The sequence below is a fragment of the Micromonospora sp. NBC_00362 genome (assembly GCF_026342155.1).
Classification (GTDB): Bacteria; Actinomycetota; Actinomycetes; order Mycobacteriales; family Micromonosporaceae; genus Micromonospora; species Micromonospora hortensis.
This window is the reverse complement of record NZ_JAPENH010000001.1, coordinates 268,909-288,146: the sequence shown is the minus strand read 5'-3', so window position 1 is coordinate 288,146 and position 19,238 is coordinate 268,909. Positions and strand designations below refer to the sequence as shown.

Annotated in this window: 15 protein-coding genes and 1 riboswitch; of the genes, 10 read left to right on the top strand and 5 right to left on the bottom strand. The window is 71.6% G+C overall.

From position 1 onward, the window contains the following. Positions 1-138: 138 nt before the first annotated feature. Both OG992_RS01300 and OG992_RS01295 read right to left on the bottom strand, forming a co-directional pair. Complete coding sequence (locus tag OG992_RS01300; protein WP_266302038.1) at positions 139-1,131, bottom strand: zinc-dependent alcohol dehydrogenase family protein; 993 nt, start codon at positions 1,129-1,131, stop codon at positions 139-141. Positions 1,132-1,240: 109 nt separating this feature from the next. After that, complete coding sequence (locus OG992_RS01295) at positions 1,241-1,687, bottom strand: acyl-CoA thioesterase (RefSeq protein WP_238684380.1); 447 nt, start codon at positions 1,685-1,687, stop codon at positions 1,241-1,243. 202 nt (positions 1,688-1,889) lie between these two features. Next, positions 1,890-2,104, bottom strand: a riboswitch (cobalamin riboswitch). Positions 2,105-2,234: 130 nt separating this feature from the next. On the opposite strand from OG992_RS01295, the gene OG992_RS01290 reads away from it, so the two are divergent. The 6 genes from OG992_RS01290 (at position 2,235) to OG992_RS01265 (ending at position 10,436) form a co-directional block, all read left to right on the top strand. Continuing rightward, the gene (locus OG992_RS01290) at positions 2,235-4,328 is read left to right on the top strand and encodes a copper resistance protein CopC (protein WP_266302037.1); all 2,094 of its coding nucleotides are present in this window, start codon (positions 2,235-2,237) and stop codon (positions 4,326-4,328) included. Between the two features lie 65 nt (positions 4,329-4,393). After that, positions 4,394-4,996 carry a copper chaperone PCu(A)C gene (locus OG992_RS01285; protein WP_266302036.1) on the top strand — a complete coding sequence of 201 codons (603 nt, stop codon included), beginning with the start codon at positions 4,394-4,396 and terminating at the stop codon, positions 4,994-4,996. A 23-nt stretch (positions 4,997-5,019) separates the two neighbouring features. Next, positions 5,020-6,234, top strand: a complete 1,215-nt coding sequence (locus tag OG992_RS01280) for a Dyp-type peroxidase (protein WP_266302035.1) — start codon at positions 5,020-5,022, stop codon at positions 6,232-6,234. Then, positions 6,231-6,812: a copper resistance protein CopC gene (locus OG992_RS01275; protein ID WP_266302034.1), complete on the top strand. Its 582-nt coding sequence runs from the start codon at positions 6,231-6,233 to the stop codon at positions 6,810-6,812. Before OG992_RS01280 ends, OG992_RS01275 begins: the two co-directional genes overlap by 4 nt. A 58-nt stretch (positions 6,813-6,870) precedes the next feature. Further along, complete coding sequence (locus tag OG992_RS01270; protein ID WP_266302033.1) at positions 6,871-9,126, top strand: cytochrome c oxidase assembly protein; 2,256 nt, start codon at positions 6,871-6,873, stop codon at positions 9,124-9,126. After that, complete coding sequence (locus OG992_RS01265) at positions 9,060-10,436, top strand: PepSY domain-containing protein (RefSeq protein WP_266305128.1); 1,377 nt, start codon at positions 9,060-9,062, stop codon at positions 10,434-10,436. The genes OG992_RS01270 and OG992_RS01265 overlap by 67 nt, the downstream gene beginning before the upstream one ends. 48 nt (positions 10,437-10,484) lie before the next feature. Here OG992_RS01265 and OG992_RS01260 read toward each other — a convergent pair whose 3' ends face one another. Both OG992_RS01260 and OG992_RS01255 read right to left on the bottom strand, forming a co-directional pair. Beyond that, positions 10,485-11,618 carry a cupin domain-containing protein gene (locus tag OG992_RS01260; RefSeq protein WP_266302032.1) on the bottom strand — a complete coding sequence of 378 codons (1,134 nt, stop codon included), beginning with the start codon at positions 11,616-11,618 and terminating at the stop codon, positions 10,485-10,487. A 13-nt stretch (positions 11,619-11,631) separates the two neighbouring features. Next, complete coding sequence (locus tag OG992_RS01255; protein ID WP_266302031.1) at positions 11,632-11,892, bottom strand: hypothetical protein; 261 nt, start codon at positions 11,890-11,892, stop codon at positions 11,632-11,634. 198 nt (positions 11,893-12,090) lie between these two features. On the opposite strand from OG992_RS01255, the gene OG992_RS01250 reads away from it, so the two are divergent. After that, the gene (locus OG992_RS01250; RefSeq protein WP_266302030.1) at positions 12,091-13,662 is read left to right on the top strand and encodes a helix-turn-helix transcriptional regulator; all 1,572 of its coding nucleotides are present in this window, start codon (positions 12,091-12,093) and stop codon (positions 13,660-13,662) included. Positions 13,663-13,669: 7 nt separating this feature from the next. Continuing rightward, positions 13,670-14,497 (top strand): hypothetical protein, encoded by an 828-nt coding sequence (locus OG992_RS01245; protein WP_266302029.1) that lies wholly within the window; start codon positions 13,670-13,672, stop codon positions 14,495-14,497. Between the two features lie 3 nt (positions 14,498-14,500). Here the strand turns inward: OG992_RS01245 and OG992_RS01240 are convergent, their stop codons facing one another. Continuing rightward, positions 14,501-15,511 (bottom strand): aldo/keto reductase, encoded by a 1,011-nt coding sequence (locus OG992_RS01240; RefSeq protein ID WP_238683996.1) that lies wholly within the window; start codon positions 15,509-15,511, stop codon positions 14,501-14,503. Between the two features lie 116 nt (positions 15,512-15,627). Here OG992_RS01240 and OG992_RS01235 point away from each other — a divergent pair, with 116 nt between their 5' ends. Both OG992_RS01235 and OG992_RS01230 read left to right on the top strand, forming a co-directional pair. Continuing rightward, positions 15,628-16,236: a TetR/AcrR family transcriptional regulator gene (locus OG992_RS01235; protein ID WP_238683997.1), complete on the top strand. Its 609-nt coding sequence runs from the start codon at positions 15,628-15,630 to the stop codon at positions 16,234-16,236. A 162-nt stretch (positions 16,237-16,398) separates the two neighbouring features. Next, positions 16,399-19,236, top strand: a complete 2,838-nt coding sequence (locus OG992_RS01230; RefSeq protein ID WP_266302028.1) for a BTAD domain-containing putative transcriptional regulator — start codon at positions 16,399-16,401, stop codon at positions 19,234-19,236. Positions 19,237-19,238: the final 2 nt, after the last annotated feature.

Sequence of the window (19,238 nt, the reverse complement as noted above, 5' to 3'; positions counted from 1 at the left end):
ATCTGCTCCCAGTTGCGGGGCCAGGCCCACCAACAGCTCACTGCCTTGACCTGCGCACACTCCCCTGCAAGGCCACCTAGAACCTTGTCGACCGCTGCGCAGAACCACAGAGCACTCCGCGGGAACGAACGGCTCGGCTCAACCGGCGACGTCCACGACGACCTTGCCCTCGGCGGTGCCGCCGGCAACCAGGTCGTGGGCGTCCATGACCGTGTCGAGCGTGAACGCTCGCGGGTCCAGTCGCGGGCGCAACGCGCCGGCATCGGCCAGCGCCGCGATCTCGCGCAGGATGTCGCCGTGGTGTTCGCGGCCCCGGCCGGTGAGCATCGGCAAGAGGGTGAACACCCCGGAATAGGTCGCGCCTCGGAACGACAGCGGGGCGAGCGAGTGTGAGCCCCAGCCCAGCGCGCTGACGACGTGCCCGTGGTAGGTGCGTACCGCCGCGAACGACGCGTCGAGCGTCGCGCCACCGACGTTGTCGACGACGATGTCGAACCCTTCGCCGCCGGTGTACCTCTCGACGTACTCCTCGACCTTGCTCGTCGTGTAGTCGATCGGCACGGCGCCCAGGCTCTCGATCACCCGCATGCTCGCCGGCCCGCCCGTGGCGTACGCCTCGGCGCCGCGCGCCTGGGCGAGTTGCACACCCACGTATCCGACCCCGCCGGCACCGCCGTGCACCAGCACCTTCTGGCCGGCGTGGACCCCAGCCCGGTCGACGAGCCCCTCCCAGGAGGTGATCGCCGCCAGGGGCAGCGCGGCGGCCTCCCGCATCGAGAGTGCCTTCGGCTTGTGGGCAAGCAGCCGGGCGTCCACTGCGGCGTACTCGGCCAGCGAGCCCTGAAGGCCGCCGACGCCCCCGCACAGCCCGTACACCTCGTCTCCCGGCGCGAAGCCGGTCACGTCCGCGCCGACCGCCGCGACGATACCGGCGAGGTCCAGGCCGAGCACCGCAGGCAGCTCGACACGCGCGTGCGCGGCCTTTCCAGCCTGGATCTTCGTGTCGAGCGGGTTGACCCCGCTGGCGACGATCCGCACCAGCACCTGCCCGCGCTCGGGGGTGGGTTGATCGATCTCCTCGACCGTCAGCGGAACGTTGAACTCCCGCAACACCGCAGCGCGCATAACCATCCACACTCTCCGTGATCGAGGCTTCACGTGGACGCTATCCGACCGGATAGGCGGCGGGGCGGGTTCCTCGGACCGCGCCAGCGCCGCCACGGGCGGGCCCGAGCGCTGGTCAGTCGTCTTCGGCACCGTCGAGCAACGCGCGTCGCAGCGCCAGTCGGTGCTTCCGGCGGATCTCCGCCTCCCGGTACCGACGCCGGTCCCCGTCGGTCTCCGGTAGCAGCGGCGGCACCGTCCGAGGCTGACCGTCGTCGTCGATGGCGACCATGACCAGGTGGGCGGTGGCCACGTCGGTGGGCGGCACCGCCCGGTCCCACCGGTCGGCGGTCACCTTGACGGCCACCTCCATCGAGCTGCGGCCGGCCCAGGTGATCCGGGCGTCGACGTGCACGACGTCGCCGACCCGCACCGCGCGGAGGAACGCCGTCTCGTCGATGGCGGCGGTCACCGCCGGCCCGTCGGAGTGCCGGGCGGCGACCACACCGGCGACGGAGTCGATGAGGTTGAGGATCCGGCCGCCGTGCACCGTACCCATCAGGTTGGTGTGGTGCTGGTCCATGATCTGCGAAAGGGTCAGGTGCGACGCCGACGGCGCTCGGCCGGCGATGGTGGTGGTGGTGGTGTCATGCACAGCGGCAGTCCGTCCCTCGGGAAACCACACCGCCGGGTCGCGGACACACGCTGACGAGGACCTGGCCGTGCACCACGCGCACGGCCCGTCACCCGCTCAGCCCACCCGCGAGGCCGACGGCAGCGCACACGGTTGTGTACGCGGCGCCGGCAGGTCTTCGGACTCGCGGGCCTGACCGGTCGCGCCGGTCCCCTACTGGCCGTCGCTTCCCAGGCCGTTGGCCCAGTGCTGATGACGGCGGTCGTTCCCACTCACCGCTGCGGGGCAGCCCCGGATTTTCACCGGGTTCCCTCTTACGACGCCCCGCCGGTCACGACGGGGCGAACCAGCGCCGTCGGCAGCATAGCTGGCCAGGGAATGTGTCCACCCGGGGCGTCCCGCCGCGGCGACGGATGGCCTGATCGTCAACTTTTGTCGTCTGAGGAAGAAGATCGCCAGCTATTGAAAAAAGTCTCGCGAGGGTGAGGATATCCAGATGCGTCGTCTCCCCCAGACTTGCGGGCGGGTGGTCTCGGGCCTCCTCGCGTTCCTCCTCGCCTCGGCGGTCGCCCTCCTCGCGTCCGCCCAACCCGCCGCCGCGCACGGGACCCTCGCCATGTCCACACCGGCGAGCGGCGCCGCAGTGCGCGAGCCGTTGACGGAGGTGCGGCTGTACTTCACCGAGAAGGCCGCCGCCAATGCGTTCTTCACGATCACCGCCCCGGGCGGCGTCCGTGTCGATAACGGCTGGTCGTATGGGGAGCCGAAGCCACTGGACAAGCCGGTACGGGAGTACTTCCTGGTCAACGGTCAGTTCGAGCCACGGGAGTACACGACGGGGTTCCCCGCGGTGGTGTCCGTCGCCCACCTGCCCGCCAAGGGCCAGTACTCGGTGAGCTACCTGTCGGTCGCCTCGGACGGCGACACCGTGCGGGGCACCCTGACCTTCCGCTACGACGGTCGGGTGACGGCAGCGCCGAAGGGGTGGAGCCCGCCGTCGACCCAACCGGACCCGGCGCTGGTGACCGCCACCGAGCAGCACAACTCGTCCGGGCAGGCCTCGGCGGTGCCGACCACCGCCGACGATCCGTCGACCCCGCCGGCCGCGGCGGCCCCGTCGACCGGGTCGACCGAGGAGAGCGGTCCCGGGGCACCGGCCTGGGCCGGCTGGGCGGCGGCGGTCGCGGCGGTCGGGGCGGCGGTCGGGTTCGTCGTCTGGCGTCGCCGATCCGCCGGCACACCCACCGGCCGGGGCCGTGCCTCGGCGGCGACCTCCGGTCGACGCGGCGGTGGCGCCCGTACCACGAATAGGGCCGGCACTGGCAATACCGTCGGCGGCAAGGCCGCCGGGGACAAAACCGCCGGGGGCAAGACCGTCGGCGGCAAGACCGCCGCTGGCAAGACCGTCGGGGGCAAGGCCGGTGCGGCGACCGGCGTCGTCGCGCGTACTGCGAGCGACAAACGGCGGCCCGCCACAGTGCCGGCGGCGCGCAAGGGCACCACGGTCGTCACGGCCCGCACGGGCGTTGCGGTCGATCCGACGCCTACCGATCAGGTGACCACGGCCCTCGCCAGCACGGACGACGAGCTGACAGTCGACACCGGACCACGGCCCGACACGGACCTCGCCGCCGCGACGCCTGGGTCCCGGTTGAGCAACACCCACCTGGCGCTGTTCGTCGGTGGCCTGGTGGCGGCCCTGTTGGCCGGGTTCGGGTTGGCCCGTATCGGCACCGCCGACGAGAGTCCGGCGACCAGCAACGCACGACCGTCAGCCGGCGGATCGCCCGCCTCGGGACAGGTGGGCTCCGCGACCGACGGGCACCAACACCCGGCGGGCACCGGGCCGCACACGCATCGGGGTGACGACGCGACAGGCGCGACGCTGGCGACCGGCACGACGGTCAGCGCCGGTGGGTACACCCTGCAACCGCTGGAGCGGTCCCAACCCCCTGGTGTACGCGCCGACTACCGGTTCCGCATCGTCGGGACCGACAGGCAGCCGGCAACGACCTTCGCTGTCGTCCACGACAAGCCATTGCACCTGATCGTGGTCGGCCGCGACCTGTCCGGCTACCAGCACCTGCACCCGACGATGGCACCCGAAGGCACCTGGAGTGTCCCCCTGACGCTGGCCCGGCCCGGGGGCTACCGCGTCTACGCCGACTTCTCCGTCACCGCGGCCGACGGCAAGCAGCAGCCCCTCGTGCTCGGCGTCGACCACACGGTGCCCGGCGCGCACAACCCGACCGTGCTGCCGCCCGCGGCGGCACAGGCGACGGCTGGCCCGTACACGGTCTCGATGACCGGCGCCCCGACGGTGGGGGTGACGGCGCCGATGCACTTCCAGGTCAGCGCCGACCCGACCGTACCGGCGCAGTTGGAACGGTACCTGGGCTCGTACGGGCACCTGGTCGTCGTCCGTGAGGGCGACCTCGGCTACGTGCACGTCCACCCCGAGCAGGAACTGGTCGACGGGACCGTCAAGTTCTGGCTGACCGCGCCGAGTTCAGGCCGGTACCGGGCCTTCTTCGACTTCCAGGTCGCCGGCACTGTGCACACCGGGGAGTTCACGATCAACGTTCCCTGAGTCCGGAACTTTCTCCGAGCTGCGGCCGACCAACCTCCCAGCAGCAACCATCGGAGGAAGAACACATGCGCACCACCAGCCCGAACGCTTCACGCCGCCGCTCGGCCGCCATCCTCGCCGCCGCGATCCTGACGGTGGGCGTCGCCGGTTGCGGCTCGTCCGACTCTCCGTCGACAGCGCAGGCGAGCCCGCCCGCGTCGGCCTCGGCCAACCCGGACGCTGGTGTGCTCGGCATTCGTGACCCGTGGGTGAAGGCCGCCGACAAGGGCATGACGGCGGCCTTCGGGACCCTGGTCAACGACGGCGACACCGATGTCACGGTGACGAGTGCCACGACCTCGCTGTCGCCGATGGAGCTGCACGAGATGGCGATGAAGGACGGCAAGATGGTGATGCGGCAGAAGCAGGGCGGCATCGTGATCAAGGCCAAGAGCACGCACGCCTTGGAGCCCGGGGGCGACCACCTCATGCTGATGAACCTCACCAAGCCCGTTCAGGCCGGCGACGAGTTGACAGTCACCCTGACCTTCGCCGACGGCAAGACCCAGCAGTTCCGCGCCATGGCCAAGCCGTTCACCGGCGCGCAGGAGAGCTACGCCCCCGGGCACGGCGAGCCGATGCCCAGCATGAGCGCCACGCCGGAGATGAGCATGAGCCCGGCATCGTGACGCGGACACCACAGGTCCGGCCGGTGAGCAGGCGCGGCCTGCTCACCGGCGGAGCACTGGCCGCCGGCGGAGCCCTGGCCGGTGGTGCCGCGATCGCCGGCACCCGCGCGGGGAGGACCGGGCCGCCGACGGCGACCGCCGCCGACACGACGCCCGTGGCGACCGTCGGAGGGCTGGTCGAGCCGTTCCACGGCGCCCGGCAGGCCGGGGTGGCCACCGAACCGCAGGCGCACGCGTCGTTCGTGGCGCTCACACTGCGGGCCGGCGTCGACCGGGCCGCGCTGGGCCGGATGTTGCGGTTGCTCACCGACGATGCCGCGCGGCTCACCCAGGGCCGACCCGCGCTGGCCGACACCGAGGCCGAACTCGGGCTGCTGCCGGCACGGTTGACAGTGACCTTCGGCTTCGGGCCGGGCCTCTACCGGGCGGCCGCCGTCGACGACCGCCGGCCGGCATCGGTCACCGAACTGCCGTCGTTCCGCATCGACCGGCTTCAGCCGGCCTGGTCCGGCGGCGACCTGCTGCTGCAGATCTGCGCTGACGACGCGATCTCCGTCGCCCACGCCCAGCGGGTCCTGATCAAGGACAGCCGACCATTCGCCACTGTGCGGTGGGTCCAGCAGGGCTTCCGGCGCAGCCCCGGTGTCGAGCCGGGCGGCCACACCCAACGCAACCTGTTCGGTCAGCTCGACGGCACCGCCAACCCTCGACCCGGCGCGCCCATGGACACCGCCCTCTGGGTCCCGGACGGCCCGGCGTGGCTGCGTGACAGCACGACAGTGGTCCTCCGGCGGATCAGCATGAACATGGAAACGTGGGACCTGCTCGGCCGGACCGACCGCGAACTGGCCGTCGGGCGACGGCTCGACACCGGCGCCCCGCTCACCGGCACCGCCGAACACGACGAACCCGACTTCGCCGCCACCGACGCCGACGGCCTCACCGTCATCCCCGACTTCTCGCACATGACCCGCGCTCACGTCACCGACGACCGGCTGAAGATCCTGCGCCGGCCCTACAACTACGACGGGGTGCCGACGGTGGAGGGCCACGCGGACAGCGGCCTGATCTTCACCTCGTACCAGGCCGACATCGCCCGACAGTTCCTGCCCATCCAGCGCCGGCTGGCCGATCGGGACCTGCTCAACGAGTGGACCACGCCGATCGGGTCCGCTGTCTTCGCCATCCCGCCCGGATGTCAACCGGGCGGGTGGATCGGCGAGCAGGTGCTCGGATGACCACGCCCACCGTCATGACCGTACCGTCGTCCCGCCCCACCGCCGTCCGGCTCGGCGCGGCGGTGCTCGCCGTCCTCGTCGCGGGGCTCGTCCCGGCCAGCCCGGCCTGGGCGCACAACTCGCTCAAGACGGCCACGCCCGCCCGGGACGCGACGGTGCAGAGCGCACCGACCGAGGTCACGCTCGAATTCATGCAGCGACTCGACCCGGCGTTCACCACCATCGTGCTCACCGACGCCGGCAAGCGGAAGCTTCCTATCGGCGAGCCGGTGGTCACCGGCGCGAAGAGCACGGTCCAGGTGACCGACACCCTGCCGAACGGGACCTACACGGTCGCCTACCGGGTCGTCTCCGTCGACGGGCACCCGGTGCAGGGGTCCTATCCGTTCACTGTGGCCGATCCGACGTCCAGCGCCGCGCCGGTTGCCAACGTCAGCGCGTCGGTACCCGCCCCGTCCGCCGCCGCCGCGAAGTCCGGCGGCGGTCCGAGCGCCGGCATACTCGTCGCGGCTGCCGCGTTGGCCCTTCTCGTCCTGGTGACGGCTGGGCTGCTGTGGCTGCGGGCGGCCCGGCGCTGATCCGACCCTCCCTCGTGCGGTCGGCTCGCCCCATCACCTCACCAAGCAAGGTCAACACGTGTCCGACACAGAACCACGGCAGTCCACCATCGACGATCCGAGCGGTGCCCGCACCGTCGCGGTAACTCCGACCGGTCCAGCCCCGTCCGCCGTCCGAAACAAAGGTTTTCCGGGCTCCGGCTGGTTGGTCACTGTCGTCGCCGTCGCGTCGGCGGTCACACTGTTGGTGCTCGGCCTCCGGGTCGGGGGCGCGCTCACGTCCGCGATCCCGGGCCTCCCCGACGCGGGACCAATCACGACCAGGGCACTACCCGTGTTCCGGCTGCTGTCCGACGGTCTGGCCACCGTCACCGTCGGCATGCTGGTGACCGCCGCGTTCCTGCTGCCCGGCGACGGACGCAGCGTCTCGCCGCACGGCTACCTGCTGCTGCGGCGGGCCGGTGTCGCCGCGCTCGGTTGGTCGGCGACGGCGCTGTCCCTGATCGCGCTGACCGCCTCGGACCTGCTCGGCCAACCACTGACGACGCTCGGGCCCGCGACCGTCGTCAGTTTCGCCACCACCATCTCGCAGGGCCAGTCGCTCACACTCCAGGCCACACTGGCAGTGGTCGTGGCGCTGCTGGCCAGATTCGGGGTGTCCCGTGGGCTCGCCGCTACCGTCGCGGTCCTGGCCCTGGTGGCGGTGCTGCCCCCGGCCTTCACCGGGCACTCCGCCGGGGCCGGTAACCACCAGATCGCCGTCACCAGTCTGGCCCTGCACATCCTCGCCGCCGCGGTGTGGATCGGCGCCCTCATCGCCCTGCTGGTGGTACGACGCAGTCGGCTGCTGGCCGACGCCGCCGCCCGGTACAGCCGCCTCGCCCTGGGCTGCTTCGTCGCCGTGACTGTCAGCGGGGCAGCCAACGCCGCGGTTCGCCTCGGTCCGGTCGACCAACTCTGGCACTCCCGCTACGGCTGGTTGGTGCTCGGCAAGCTCGCCGCCCTGCTGATCCTCGGCACGCTCGGCGCGGTACACCGCTCCCGCACCCTGCCGGCGTTGCGCGCTGGACGGCGATGGGCGTTCGGCCGACTCGCCGCCGGTGAACTGATCGTGTTCGCCGCCACGGTGGGGCTGGCCGTGGCGCTCTCCCGCAGCCCCACTCCGGTCGCCGAAGCCGGCACCGACGCCGACCCGATCACCGAACTGCTCGGCTTCCCGATGCCCACCGCACCCACCGCTGGCAACCTGCTCGGACAGCCGCTGCCGGACATGTTCTTCCTGACCCTCTGCGCTCTCGGCATCGGCGCTTACCTGGCCGGCGTGCGACGGATGCACATCGGAGGGCACCCCTGGCCTCTCGCCCGGACGGCAAGTTGGGTGGGCGGGCTGCTGCTGCTCGCCGCGACCACCAACCTCAGTGTCGCCCGCTACGCGTACGTGCTGTTCAGCGCGCACATGGCCCAGCACATGGCGCTGTCGATGCTGGTGCCGATCCTGCTGGTCGGCGGCGCGCCGATCACCCTCGCCCTCCGCACCCTGCGTCGACCAACCGACCCGGGGGTACGCGGTGCCCGGGAGTGGCTGCTGATCGCGGTGCACAGCCGGCTCACGAAACTGCTCACCCATCCGCTCGTCGCGCTGGGCATCTACACCGCCAGCCTGTTCGGCCTGTACTTCAGCGACCTGCTCGGTGTGCTGATGCGCTCCCACCTCGGTCACCTCGCGATGCTCACTTACTTCGTGGTCGCCGGCTATCTGCTGTTCTGGGTGCTCATCGGGGTCGACCCGGGCCGCCGACGCCTCCCCCATCCCCTGCTGGTGATCATCCACCTGGCGTCGATGATGGCGCACGGCTTCTTCGGCCTGGTCCTCATGCAGACGACCACAGTCATCGCCCCCGACTGGTACCTCGCCGTGCACCCGAGCTGGGCGTCGTCGCTGCTGGCCGATCAGAAGCTCGGCGCCGGCATCGCCTGGGCGTTCGGCGAGCTGCCCGCCGTCGTCGTCATGATCGTCCTGATTCGCCAGTGCCTCCGCGCCGACCGATCTTCGGGAACCGCCGACGGCTCTCCCCCGACTACCAGTCAGGGCCGGCGCGACACCCCACCGGGCGACCAGACCAGTACGGGAACAGCTTCGTACTTCCCGACTCTTCCGATCGGATCACCATGTCTCTCACCGAACTGTCCGGCACGCCGACGGCGGAGCCCGCCACTACCACCGAGAAACCGGCCCGACCCGTCCGGCGCCCGTCAGCGTTCGGCGCGCTGCTGCTGCGGCTGCACTTCTACGCCGGCATCCTCGTCGCCCCGTTCCTGGTGGTCGCCGCACTGACCGGCCTGGCCTTCACCACCACCCCGCAACTCGACACCATCCTCTACGGCGACCAGCTGACCGTCGCCCAGGTGGGTGAGCGTCAACTGCCGCTGGCCGAGCAGATTGGGGCCGCGCGCAACGCGCACCCCGACGGCAGCATCGCCACTGTGCAACCCGGTGACGGCGACCGGACCACGAAGGTGGTGTTCTCCCTGCCCGAGCTCGGCGAGAACCAGCACACCGTCTACATCAACCCGTACACCGGCGAGTCCCAGGGGCAACTCACCACCTGGTTCGGGTCCACACCGGTCACCACCTGGCTGGACGACCTGCACCGCCACCTGCACCTGGGCGCCGTGGGCGAAAACTACTCCGAACTGGCCGCGAGCTGGCTGTGGGTGATGGCGCTCGGCGGGGTCATCCTCTGGTGGCGTCGACGCGGCGCCGCCCGAGCCGCCGCTCGGCACCTGCTCGTGCCGGACCTGTCCACCGGCAAGGGGGTCCGCCGTACCCGGGGATGGCACGCCACCACCGGCATCTGGCTCACCGTCGGACTGCTCTTCCTCTCGGTCACCGGCCTGACCTGGTCCCGCTACGCCGGCGCGAACTTCACCGCAGGCCTCGACGCGCTGAGCGCCCGCACCCCGGAGATCTCCACCAGCCTCACCGCCGGTCCCCCCGCCCCTGCCGAGACCGGCGGGGGCCACGAGCACGGCGCCGCCGGGGCGGGCGGCGTCGTCGAGTCGGCGGCCTTCGATCGGGTCCTGACGGTCGCTCGCGGCGCGGGCCTCTCCGGGCCGGTCGAGATCAGCCCCGCGCCGGAGCCGGGCTCCGCCTGGACCGTCACGCAGGTCGACAACACCTGGCCGGTCAAGAAGGACCGCATCGCCGTCGACCCGGCCTCCAACACGGTCACCGCCCGCAGCGACTTCGCCGACTGGCCCCTGCTGGCCAAACTGAGCGGTCTCGGCATCCAGGCCCACATGGGGATCCTCTTCGGTCTGGTCAACCAGATCCTGCTCGCCGCGCTCGCCCTCGGCCTGCTCTGTGTCATCTTCTGGGGCTACCGCATGTGGTGGCAACGCCGGCCCATCCGCGCCGACCGCCGTGCGATCGCCGGCACCCCGCCGGCCCGCGGCGGCGTACGCGGTCTGCCGCTCTGGGCGCTGCTGATCGGCGTACCGGTGACAGTGGCGATCGGCTGGACGCTGCCCCTGTTCGGGCTCACCCTGCTCGCTTTCCTCGTCATCGACGTGGTGGTGGGTGCGGTGTCTCGACGCCGGCGACCTGCTGCGGCCCCCACCTCCCCGGCACCCGCGGGGAGCTGATCCACCGGACCGGCCGTCCGTCCTCCGACGGACGGCCGGACGCTTCGCTCAGATCACTACCTGTTTGGTGTTCGGCAGGCTGTCGACTATCGACTTCTGCACGTTGATCGTGTCGGCGATGACCTCGTGGGGCGTGTTGGCCATCCACTGCATCACCGAGATGTCCTCGAACCGGGGATGGCGGAACATCTCCAGGAACACCAGTGGCTCGTCCCCGGTGTTCTCGATGTAGTGGCCGTACGCGAACGGGACGTAGCCCACGTCGCCGGCCTGGAAGTCGAACGTCCGGGCTGCGGCCTGGGAGGCGAAGACGCCCATCCGCCCGGTGCCGGAGATGTAGTACTGCCACTCGTCGGTGGTGGGATGCCAGTGCAGTTCGCGCATCCCTCCCGGCTCGACCTCGACCAGGGCCGCGGCGGTGGTCACGGAGGCGGCGAAGTTGGTCGAGTCGGTGATCCGGACCGTTCCGCCGCGGAATCGCTGCGGGGTCTGCGCGAGCATCCGGTGCTTGAAGCTTCGTGGGATGTCACCGGTCGGGCTGACCACCCGATCCTGCTGCAGGGGCGGTGGGACGTCGCCCTGGAAGATGTACTTCTCCCGTTCGGGCAGGTTCTCCATCTGTTCCAGCGTCCAGCCGAAGTTCTTGGCCAGGACGTGTCGAGGGGTGTGGGCGAAGAAGTCGCTGAGGAGGAACGTGTTGTTCTCCGAGAACGCGCCGTCGTCGAAGACCAGCAGGAACTGCGCGCCGTCTTCCAACGCCTGGATGTTGTGCGGCACGCCCTGCGGAAAGAACCACAGATCGCCCGCCTTCACGTCCTCGATGAAGTTGCGGCCCTCGTGGTCGACGGCGCTGATCCGGCAGCTGCCGCTGAGCATGTACGCCCACTCCGACTGCTGGTGCCAGTGGATTTCCCGGTACGCGCCCGGCTCGAGACCGAATTGGACGCCGGACAACTGGCTGGCGATCGGGAGGTCTCGGTTGGTGACCTCGCGGGTCCAGCCACCCTTCTCCACACGGGTGTGCGCCTGCGAGAACGAGAACTTGAGGTTGGGCACCAGCCGGCTGTCGGTCGTTGGTGGAACCAGGAGATCCGGGTTCTGCCGCTCGACCTCCACGTTGCGGCCTGCGAAGGGCGGGGCGCCCTGGTCGCCGCGCCGCGGCTCGGGATCGCTGTTCGCCATGATCGCTGTCTCCTCACTCGGGTTGGATCGGGTGGGGCGCGGAAACGGCCCCGCCCCGCAGCCGTAGCCGGGACGAGATCCCCAGCAGCGCGCGCAGTCCGGGCCAGCCGTACTGGACCGCGATCGCGACCGGAATCGCCGCGGCGGTCGCCATCAGCACCAGGCGGGTCCACGCCGGAGCATGACCACCCGCCCCGGTGCCGGCGTAGAGGACGAACATCAGCAGTACGACCCGGAGCCGATGCAGACCGGGAAGTTCGGTGAGCTGGGCCATGATTCGATGATCGGCGCCGAACGCCGCCCGTCGCATCACGTGATCGCGCCATTACCGCAGGTCAAATCCCGGACGGCGGGGGCCATTCGGCGCAATCCCGCCGGTTCGTCGATCTGCTCGCCCGTACCTGCCACCATGGCTAGGCTCGGTCGCAGGACGGCCTTTCGACACGCCTGGTAACAACCGGGGAGAACGCCATTGTCCGAATCACCCTTCAACGCCGGAACGCTCCCGGCCGACGACATCACCAGCGACGCCGAGCAACGACGGCATCGGCTTTTCGCCACGGCGGATCAGCTCCGGCTGGCCGGACGCGGGATGGAGGCGCTGCACGTCCTGGCGGCGGAGATCGCCACGAGTCGCGACGGCGAGCGCCACCGCGCCCACCTGCTTGGGCGGGTGGCGCAGATCGTGGCACTGGAGCAGCCGACCATCGCCCTCGCCGGCCTGCGGGAGGCGTTGAACCTCCGACTGGACGCCCGCAGCCGCGGCACCCTGCTCGCCCTGATCGCCACGATCGCGGCCCGCACGGGACATCCGGACACCGATGCCCTGCTGCGCGACGCGGGCACGGCGCACGCCGCGTCGGGTGATCAGGCGTCCGCTCGCCAGCTCGCGCTCGGCCGGGCCGCCCGCTCGCTCGCGCACGGTGATCTGCCGGGCGCCCAGGCTGTGCTGGCGGCCCTCGACCCGGATTCCTGGACGGCACGCGCCGACGCCCCGTCCATCCGGGCGGAACGGATCCTCGTGCAGCTCGGCCTGGGCCGGCACCAGGACGCGCGCGCCGCGACACGCCAGGCGCCCGACCTCTCCCTCACCGGGCTGACCGCGCTCGACTGCCTACGCATGGTGGCAGTGGGAGAGCTGCCCGAGGCGGCCGCGCTGGCCGTGACGACGCTCAGCTCCGGCACTGCGGACCTCAGCAGGGAGGTGCGTGCCCTGTTGGTAGCGGTGATCGGCGAGGTGCGCTACCGCCGGGGCGAGCACGACGACGCCCGCGCCATCCTCCGCGCCTGCCTCGCCGAGAACCGATGGCCCGACCGTACGATGTGGACGTTCGCGTTCTGTGTGGCGGTGCGCGATCCCGCCCTCAGCGCGCCGGCCGGCCTGCTCACCACTGTCGTCGCCGACCTGCACCGGTCGGTCCGGTCACTCCTGCCCGTGCCGCACTTCGGCCCCCGACTGGTACGCGCGGCGGTGGCGGCCGACGACACCCGGGCCGCACACCGGGTCACCGAACTGGTCGAGATGGTCTCCACCCGCACCCCGGTGCCGCTGTGGCACGCGCTGGCCGACCAGAGCCGAGGGTTGCGCGACGGCGACCCGGACGCCCTCCGGTCGGCTGTCGACCGGCTGCGCACCACCGCCGCGCGGCCGGCGCTGGCCGACGCGTTGCTCGACCTCGCGAACAATCCCCGGGTACGGCCAGCCGAGGCGCAAGACGCCGCGCACGAGGCGGCTGCCCTCTACGCCCGGATCGGCGCTCCTGGTGACCAGGCGATCGCGGACCGGCGGTGCGCCGACCTCGCCGCCACCCCGCGCCACCGGCCGTCGATCGACGAGCTGCCAAGCCGGGGCATCGGCGCGCTCACCCCCGCCGAGGAGCGGGTGGCCGAGATGCTCGCCGCCGGCGCCACGAAGAAGGAGGCGGCCAGGAGCCTCTTCGTCTCCTTCCACACCGTGGACACCCAACTCCGCTCCATATACCACAAGCTGGGCATTCACAATCGGATGCAGTTGGTGCGGGCCTGGGAACGAACCAGACGATAATCAGCCGATGACCGCGCCAGCCGACCTGACCCCGCTCGCCGAGGCCGTGGAGTGCGAATTCATGCACTCCTACGAGTCGCAGGCGCCCGGGCCCGCGTACACCGATCTCGGGATCGCGACCACCCGCATCGGCGGCGGTGTCGCCCTGGCCATGCGCAACGATCCCTCCGGCGGGTACTGGAACAAGGCCCTCGGCTTCGGCACCACCGAGCCGTTCACGGTGCAGACCCTGGACGCCGTCCTCGACTTCTACCGGGAGCAGGGCGTCGACCAGGCAGTTTTCCAGCTCGTCTCGTCGGTGCTGCCGGCGGGCTTCGACGAGGTCGCTGCCGCGCGCGGGCTCGAGCCGGGAAGCACCTGGGTCAAGCTCGCCGCCCGACCCGGCGACGTCGCCGTGGCGCAGACCCGTCTGCGCGTCGCCCCGGTGCCGGCCGCCGAGGCGCGTCGCTGGGCCGACGTGCTGCTCACCGGGTTCGGCATGCCGACCGGTGGGCTCACCGACATGCTGGCCGCGACGGTCGGCCGGCCGGCGTGGCGACCGTACGCGGCCTGGGACGACGAGGAACTCGTCGCGGGCGGCAACCTGTTCCTGCACGGCGAGGCCGCGTCGCTCAACGCCGCCGCGACGGCCTCCGGGCACCGCGGCCTCGGGGCGCAGTCGGCGCTGATCGCCGCCCGCGCCCGAGCCGCGGCCGAGGCGGGATGCCGGTGGCTGTTCGCCGAGACCGGCAAGCCCGCGCCCGGCCAGCAGAACCCGTCGCTGAACAACATGCGCCGGGCCGGGCTGGTGCCGCTCTACGAACGCCGCAACTGGGTCTGGCGAGCAACTGCCTGAGGTTCACTTCTCGCTGTCGAGCAGCGACATCATGGCGGTCGCGTACCGCTGGCCGGACGCGGCGCCGGCCGGCACGGCACGCTCGATCTCGTCCAGCGTGTCCTGGTCGAGCACCAGGTCGACAGCGGCCAGCGACTCGGTCAGCCGGTCGCGTCGCCGCGCCCCGACCAACGGCACGATCTGTTCGCCCTGTGCCGCCACCCAGGCGATCGCCACCTGGCTGGTGGTCGCCCCCAGCCGCTGTGCGACCCGGCCGAGCGCGTCCACCAGGCGCAGGTTGGCGGCCAGGTGTTCGCCCTGGAAGCGTGGGCTGTTGGCCCGGAAGTCCGTGCCGGTCAGCGCACGGTCGGCAGACCAGTGGCCGCTGAGCAGACCTCGGGACAGCACCCCGTAGGCGGTCAACCCGATGCCCAGCTCCCGCAGCGCCGGAAGGATGGTGGCCTCCGGGCCCCGGGAGAGCAGTGAGTACTCGATCTGGACGTCGCTGATCGGCGCCACCGCCGCGGCCCTGCGGATGCTGTCCGCGCCCACCTCGGAGAGCCCAATGTGCCGGATGTAGCCGGCCTGCCGCATCTCCAGCAGCGCGCCCACTGTCTCCTCGATCGGCACCTGCGGGTTCAGCCGCGACGGCCGGTAGATGTCGATGTGATCGGTGCCCAACCGGCGCAGCGAGTACGCGAGCCGGTCCTTCACCGCCGCCGCCGACACGTCGTACGGTGCCGCCTGGAAGCCGCCGTCGGGTGTCCGGCGTGCGCCGAACTTCACGCTGAGCACCACCTCGTCCCGGCGACGCTCCCGCAGCACGCGGCCGATCAGCATCTCGTTGTGACCCGACCCGTAGAAGTCCGCGGTGTCGATCAGGTTCACACCGGCGTCGATCGCCGCGTGCAGCGTCGCGACGCTCTCCGCCTCGTCGGCCGGGCCGTACAGGTCGGACATGCCCATCGCGCCGAGCCCGATGATCGACACCTCCGGCCCGGAGGCACCCAACCGTCGCCGTCGTAGACCCGTCATGCCCCTCGTCTCCTTCGGTCGTCGTCGCGGTGCGTCGTGGTGTGCGGGCACCGTTGTGTACGCTGTGTCCATATAACCAGCTAGTAGACAGCGTGTCCATATAATCGGGAGGACCAGTGGCCGAGCTCACCCCGGATGCCCAGACGCCAGCGCGCCGTGGTCGCGGCCGTCGCCCCGCCGACCAGGTACGCGCGGAGATCCTCACGGCCGCCGGTGACCTCCTGCTGGCCGAGGGCATGGCCGGCTTCACCATCGAGAAGGTCGCGGCCCACGCCGGAGCCAGCCGGATGACCATCTACAAGTGGTGGCCCTCCAAGGGAGCGCTCGCCCTGGACGGCTACTTCACAGTCGTCGCGCCCACCCTGGCCTTCGCCGACACCGCCGACATCGTCGCCGACCTGACCAACCAGCTCGTGGCCTTCGTCCACCTGGTGCGGGACACCACCGCCGGACGGGTCATCAGCCAACTCATCGGACAGGCGCAGACCGATCCGGAACTGGCCGCCGCCTACCGCGAGCGCTACTCCGCACCCCGCCGGGCCCTCGCCGTCGAAACCCTCAGCAGGGCAATGGCCCGGGGGCAGCTACGGCCCGACATCGACCCCGAATCGGTCGTCGACCAACTCTGGGGCGCCTGCTACCACCGGCTGCTCATCGCCGACCTGCCGCTCACCGAGGACTTCGCCCGCACCCTTGTCGACAACCTCATCCGTGGACTGCGCTGACCGACCAGCGGGCAGGCCACCACGCCACGCCACAGATCGACCGGGCCCCGCGGGCGACCACCCGACCAACATGAAGATCATGTTCAATCGATGCTAACGTCATTGATCGATGCTCATACGATCGTCAGTCTCGCCCGGCCGGCACCGCAACCTGAGGTGAGGATGCCCCTCCACTTCGACCTGCTCGGGCCGCTGACAGTGTCACGGGACGGCCGGCCGGTCGCCCTCGGGTCGACGAAACAGCAGCTGGTGCTGGCCGCTCTGCTGCTACGCCCGGGTGAGGCGATCTCCGCCAACGAGCTGATGACGCTGGTGTGGGGCGACCAGCCCCCCGCCTCGGCCGCCGCGAACCTACGCACCTACCTGCGAGGGCTGCGCCAGGCACTCGACTGCGCCGCGGGCGAGCGCCGCCGGATCCTCACCACACCGGGCGGCTACCTGCTTCGCGTCGACGCGGACGAGCGGGACGTGGACCGGTTCGACGCGGCGGCGGCGCGCGGACGGGCAGCGCTGGCCGCCGGCGACCCGGCGGCGGCGCAGCCGGAGCTGGCCCTCGCGCTCGGCGTGTGGCGGGGGCCCGCCCTCGCCGGGCTGCCGCTGCCCCGGCTCCTCACCGGCCGAGTCGCGCGGATCACGGAGCGGCGGCTGCTGACCGAGGAGGACCACGCCGCGGCGCGGCTCGCGCTCGGCGAGGCAGCCCAGGTGATCCCCCGGTTGCGGGCGCTGCTCGATCGTCACCCACTGCGGCAACGGGCCTGGTCCCAACTCATGACCGGCCTCTACCAGATCGGCGACATCGCCGGGGCTCTGGCAGCCTTCCAGCAGGCCAGGCGCGCGCTGGCCGAGGAGACCGGGATGGACCCCGGCCCCGAGCTGACCCGGTTGCACGACGACATCCTGCACCACCGCCTCGGCCAGCAGGGCGCGACGACCGGGTCGGCGGACGACGCGTCGGCCGGCGCGACGCCGGGCCGCCCTCAGCAGCTGCCACTGGCCCTGCCCGGTTTCGTCGGGCGCAACGCCGAACTCGACCTCCTCGACGCGACCCTCGGCGCCCGACCCGAACGGCCCGCCACAGTGGACATCGTCACCGTCAGCGGCATGGCCGGCGTGGGGAAGACGACGCTCGCGCTGCACTGGGCCCATCGGGCCGCCGAACGCTTTCCCGACGGCCAGTTGTACGTCAACCTCCGGGGCTACGACGACGCGGACGCGGTGTCCCCCGCCGATGCCCTTGTCGACTTCCTCGAGGCGCTCGGCGTACCCGTCGGCCGCATCCCCAGCAGCGTCGAAGCTCGGGCCGGGCTGTACCGCAGCCTGCTGGCCTCACGTCGGATGCTCGTCGTCCTCGACAACTCGCGCGACGCCGAGCAGGTACGGCCGCTGCTGCCCGGCGTGGGTCGGTGCGCGGTCCTGGTGACCAGCCGCGACCAGCTCAGCAGCCTCGCCGTGGCCGAGGGCGCCCGACCGTTGACGCTGGAGGTGCTGACGGCCGCCGAGTCGACGAGGCTGCTCCGCAGCCGGCTGGGTGACGACCGGGTGGCGGCGGAACCGGCGGCGACCAGCGAGCTGATCGAGTCGACCGGCCGCCTCCCGCTCGCCCTGTCCATCGTGGCGGCCCGGCTGACCGCCCGGTCCACCTTCCCGATCGACGCCGTCGCGGCCCAACTACGCCCGTCGGAGTCCCGGCTGGAGCAGCTGGCCGACGGGGACGTCCGCCGGATCTTCTCCTGGTCCTACCGAGCACTGAGCACCGAGGCGGCCCGCCTGCTGCGCCTGCTGGGCCTGCACCCGGGCCCCGACCTGACCGGAGATGCCGCCGCCGCGCTGCTCGGCCGCCCCCGGGCAGCCGTCACCCCGCTGCTGAAGGAGCTGACCCGGCTGCACCTGCTGACCGAGCACCTACCCGAGCGGTACGCCCTGCACGACCTGCTCCGGTCGTACGCGGCCGAACTGGCCCAGGCATCCGACCTGGCCGAGGAGCGACAGGCCGCCGCGCGCCGGATGTACGACCACTACCTGCACAGCGCGCACCCCGGTGCGGTGTCGCTCCAGCCGACCTGGGCACCCATCGAGCTGGAAGCGCCGATGCCGGCGAACGTGCACGTGCCGATGCCCGATCGGGTCGTCGCGGCGGCCTGGTTCCACGCCGAGCACCCCGTCCTGCTGCGGGTGCTGCGTCAGGCCGCCGAGACCGGCTTCGAGCGGTACGCCTGCCAGCTCGCCTGGGCCCTGGCCGCGTACCTCGCGCCTCGGGGCATGTTCCAGGAGCAGCTCGCGGCCCAGCAGGCGGCGCTCGCGGCGGCGCGGCGGATCGGCGACGTCCGGGCGCAGGCGCAGGCCAGCCGGATGCTCGCGCGCGCGCTCATGCGGCTCGGCGACCAGCACGCGGCCGAGCACCACGTACAGCGGGCGCTCGAACTGTACGAGCAGCTTGAGGACCTGGACAGCCTGGCGCTGATCCTGCGCCAGTACACCGAGCACTGCACCCAGTACGGCCGACTGGACGAGGCTCTCAAGCACAGCGCCGAGGCGCTGCGGGTCTCGCAGCTCATCGGCAACCGGTACGCCGAGGCGCGCGCGCTGAACGTCAAGGGTTACCTGCACGCCCTGACCGGCGACTACCACCAGGCCGTCGTCGACTGCGCCGAGGCGTTGGCCCAGCAGGAGGCGATCGACGATCGCGTCGGGCAGGCCGCGACGTTGGACAGTCTGGGCTTCGCGTACCACCGGCTCGGTGACCCGGCCAGGGCTGCTGTCTGTTACGAGCAGTCCGTCCAACGCTTCCAGGAATCGGCCAACCGGTATCACGAAGGGCTGACCCTCGTCCGGCTCGGCGAGGCGCGCGAGGCGATGGCGGACCCTCCGGCCGCCGCAGAAGCATGGCAGCGGGCCATCCGGATCTACGACGACCTGGGCGACCCGGCCGCCGACGTGGTGCGGCAACTGCTGGCACGCGTCGTACCCGGCCACTCCGGCCCGGTGACCCCGCCCGAGTGAGA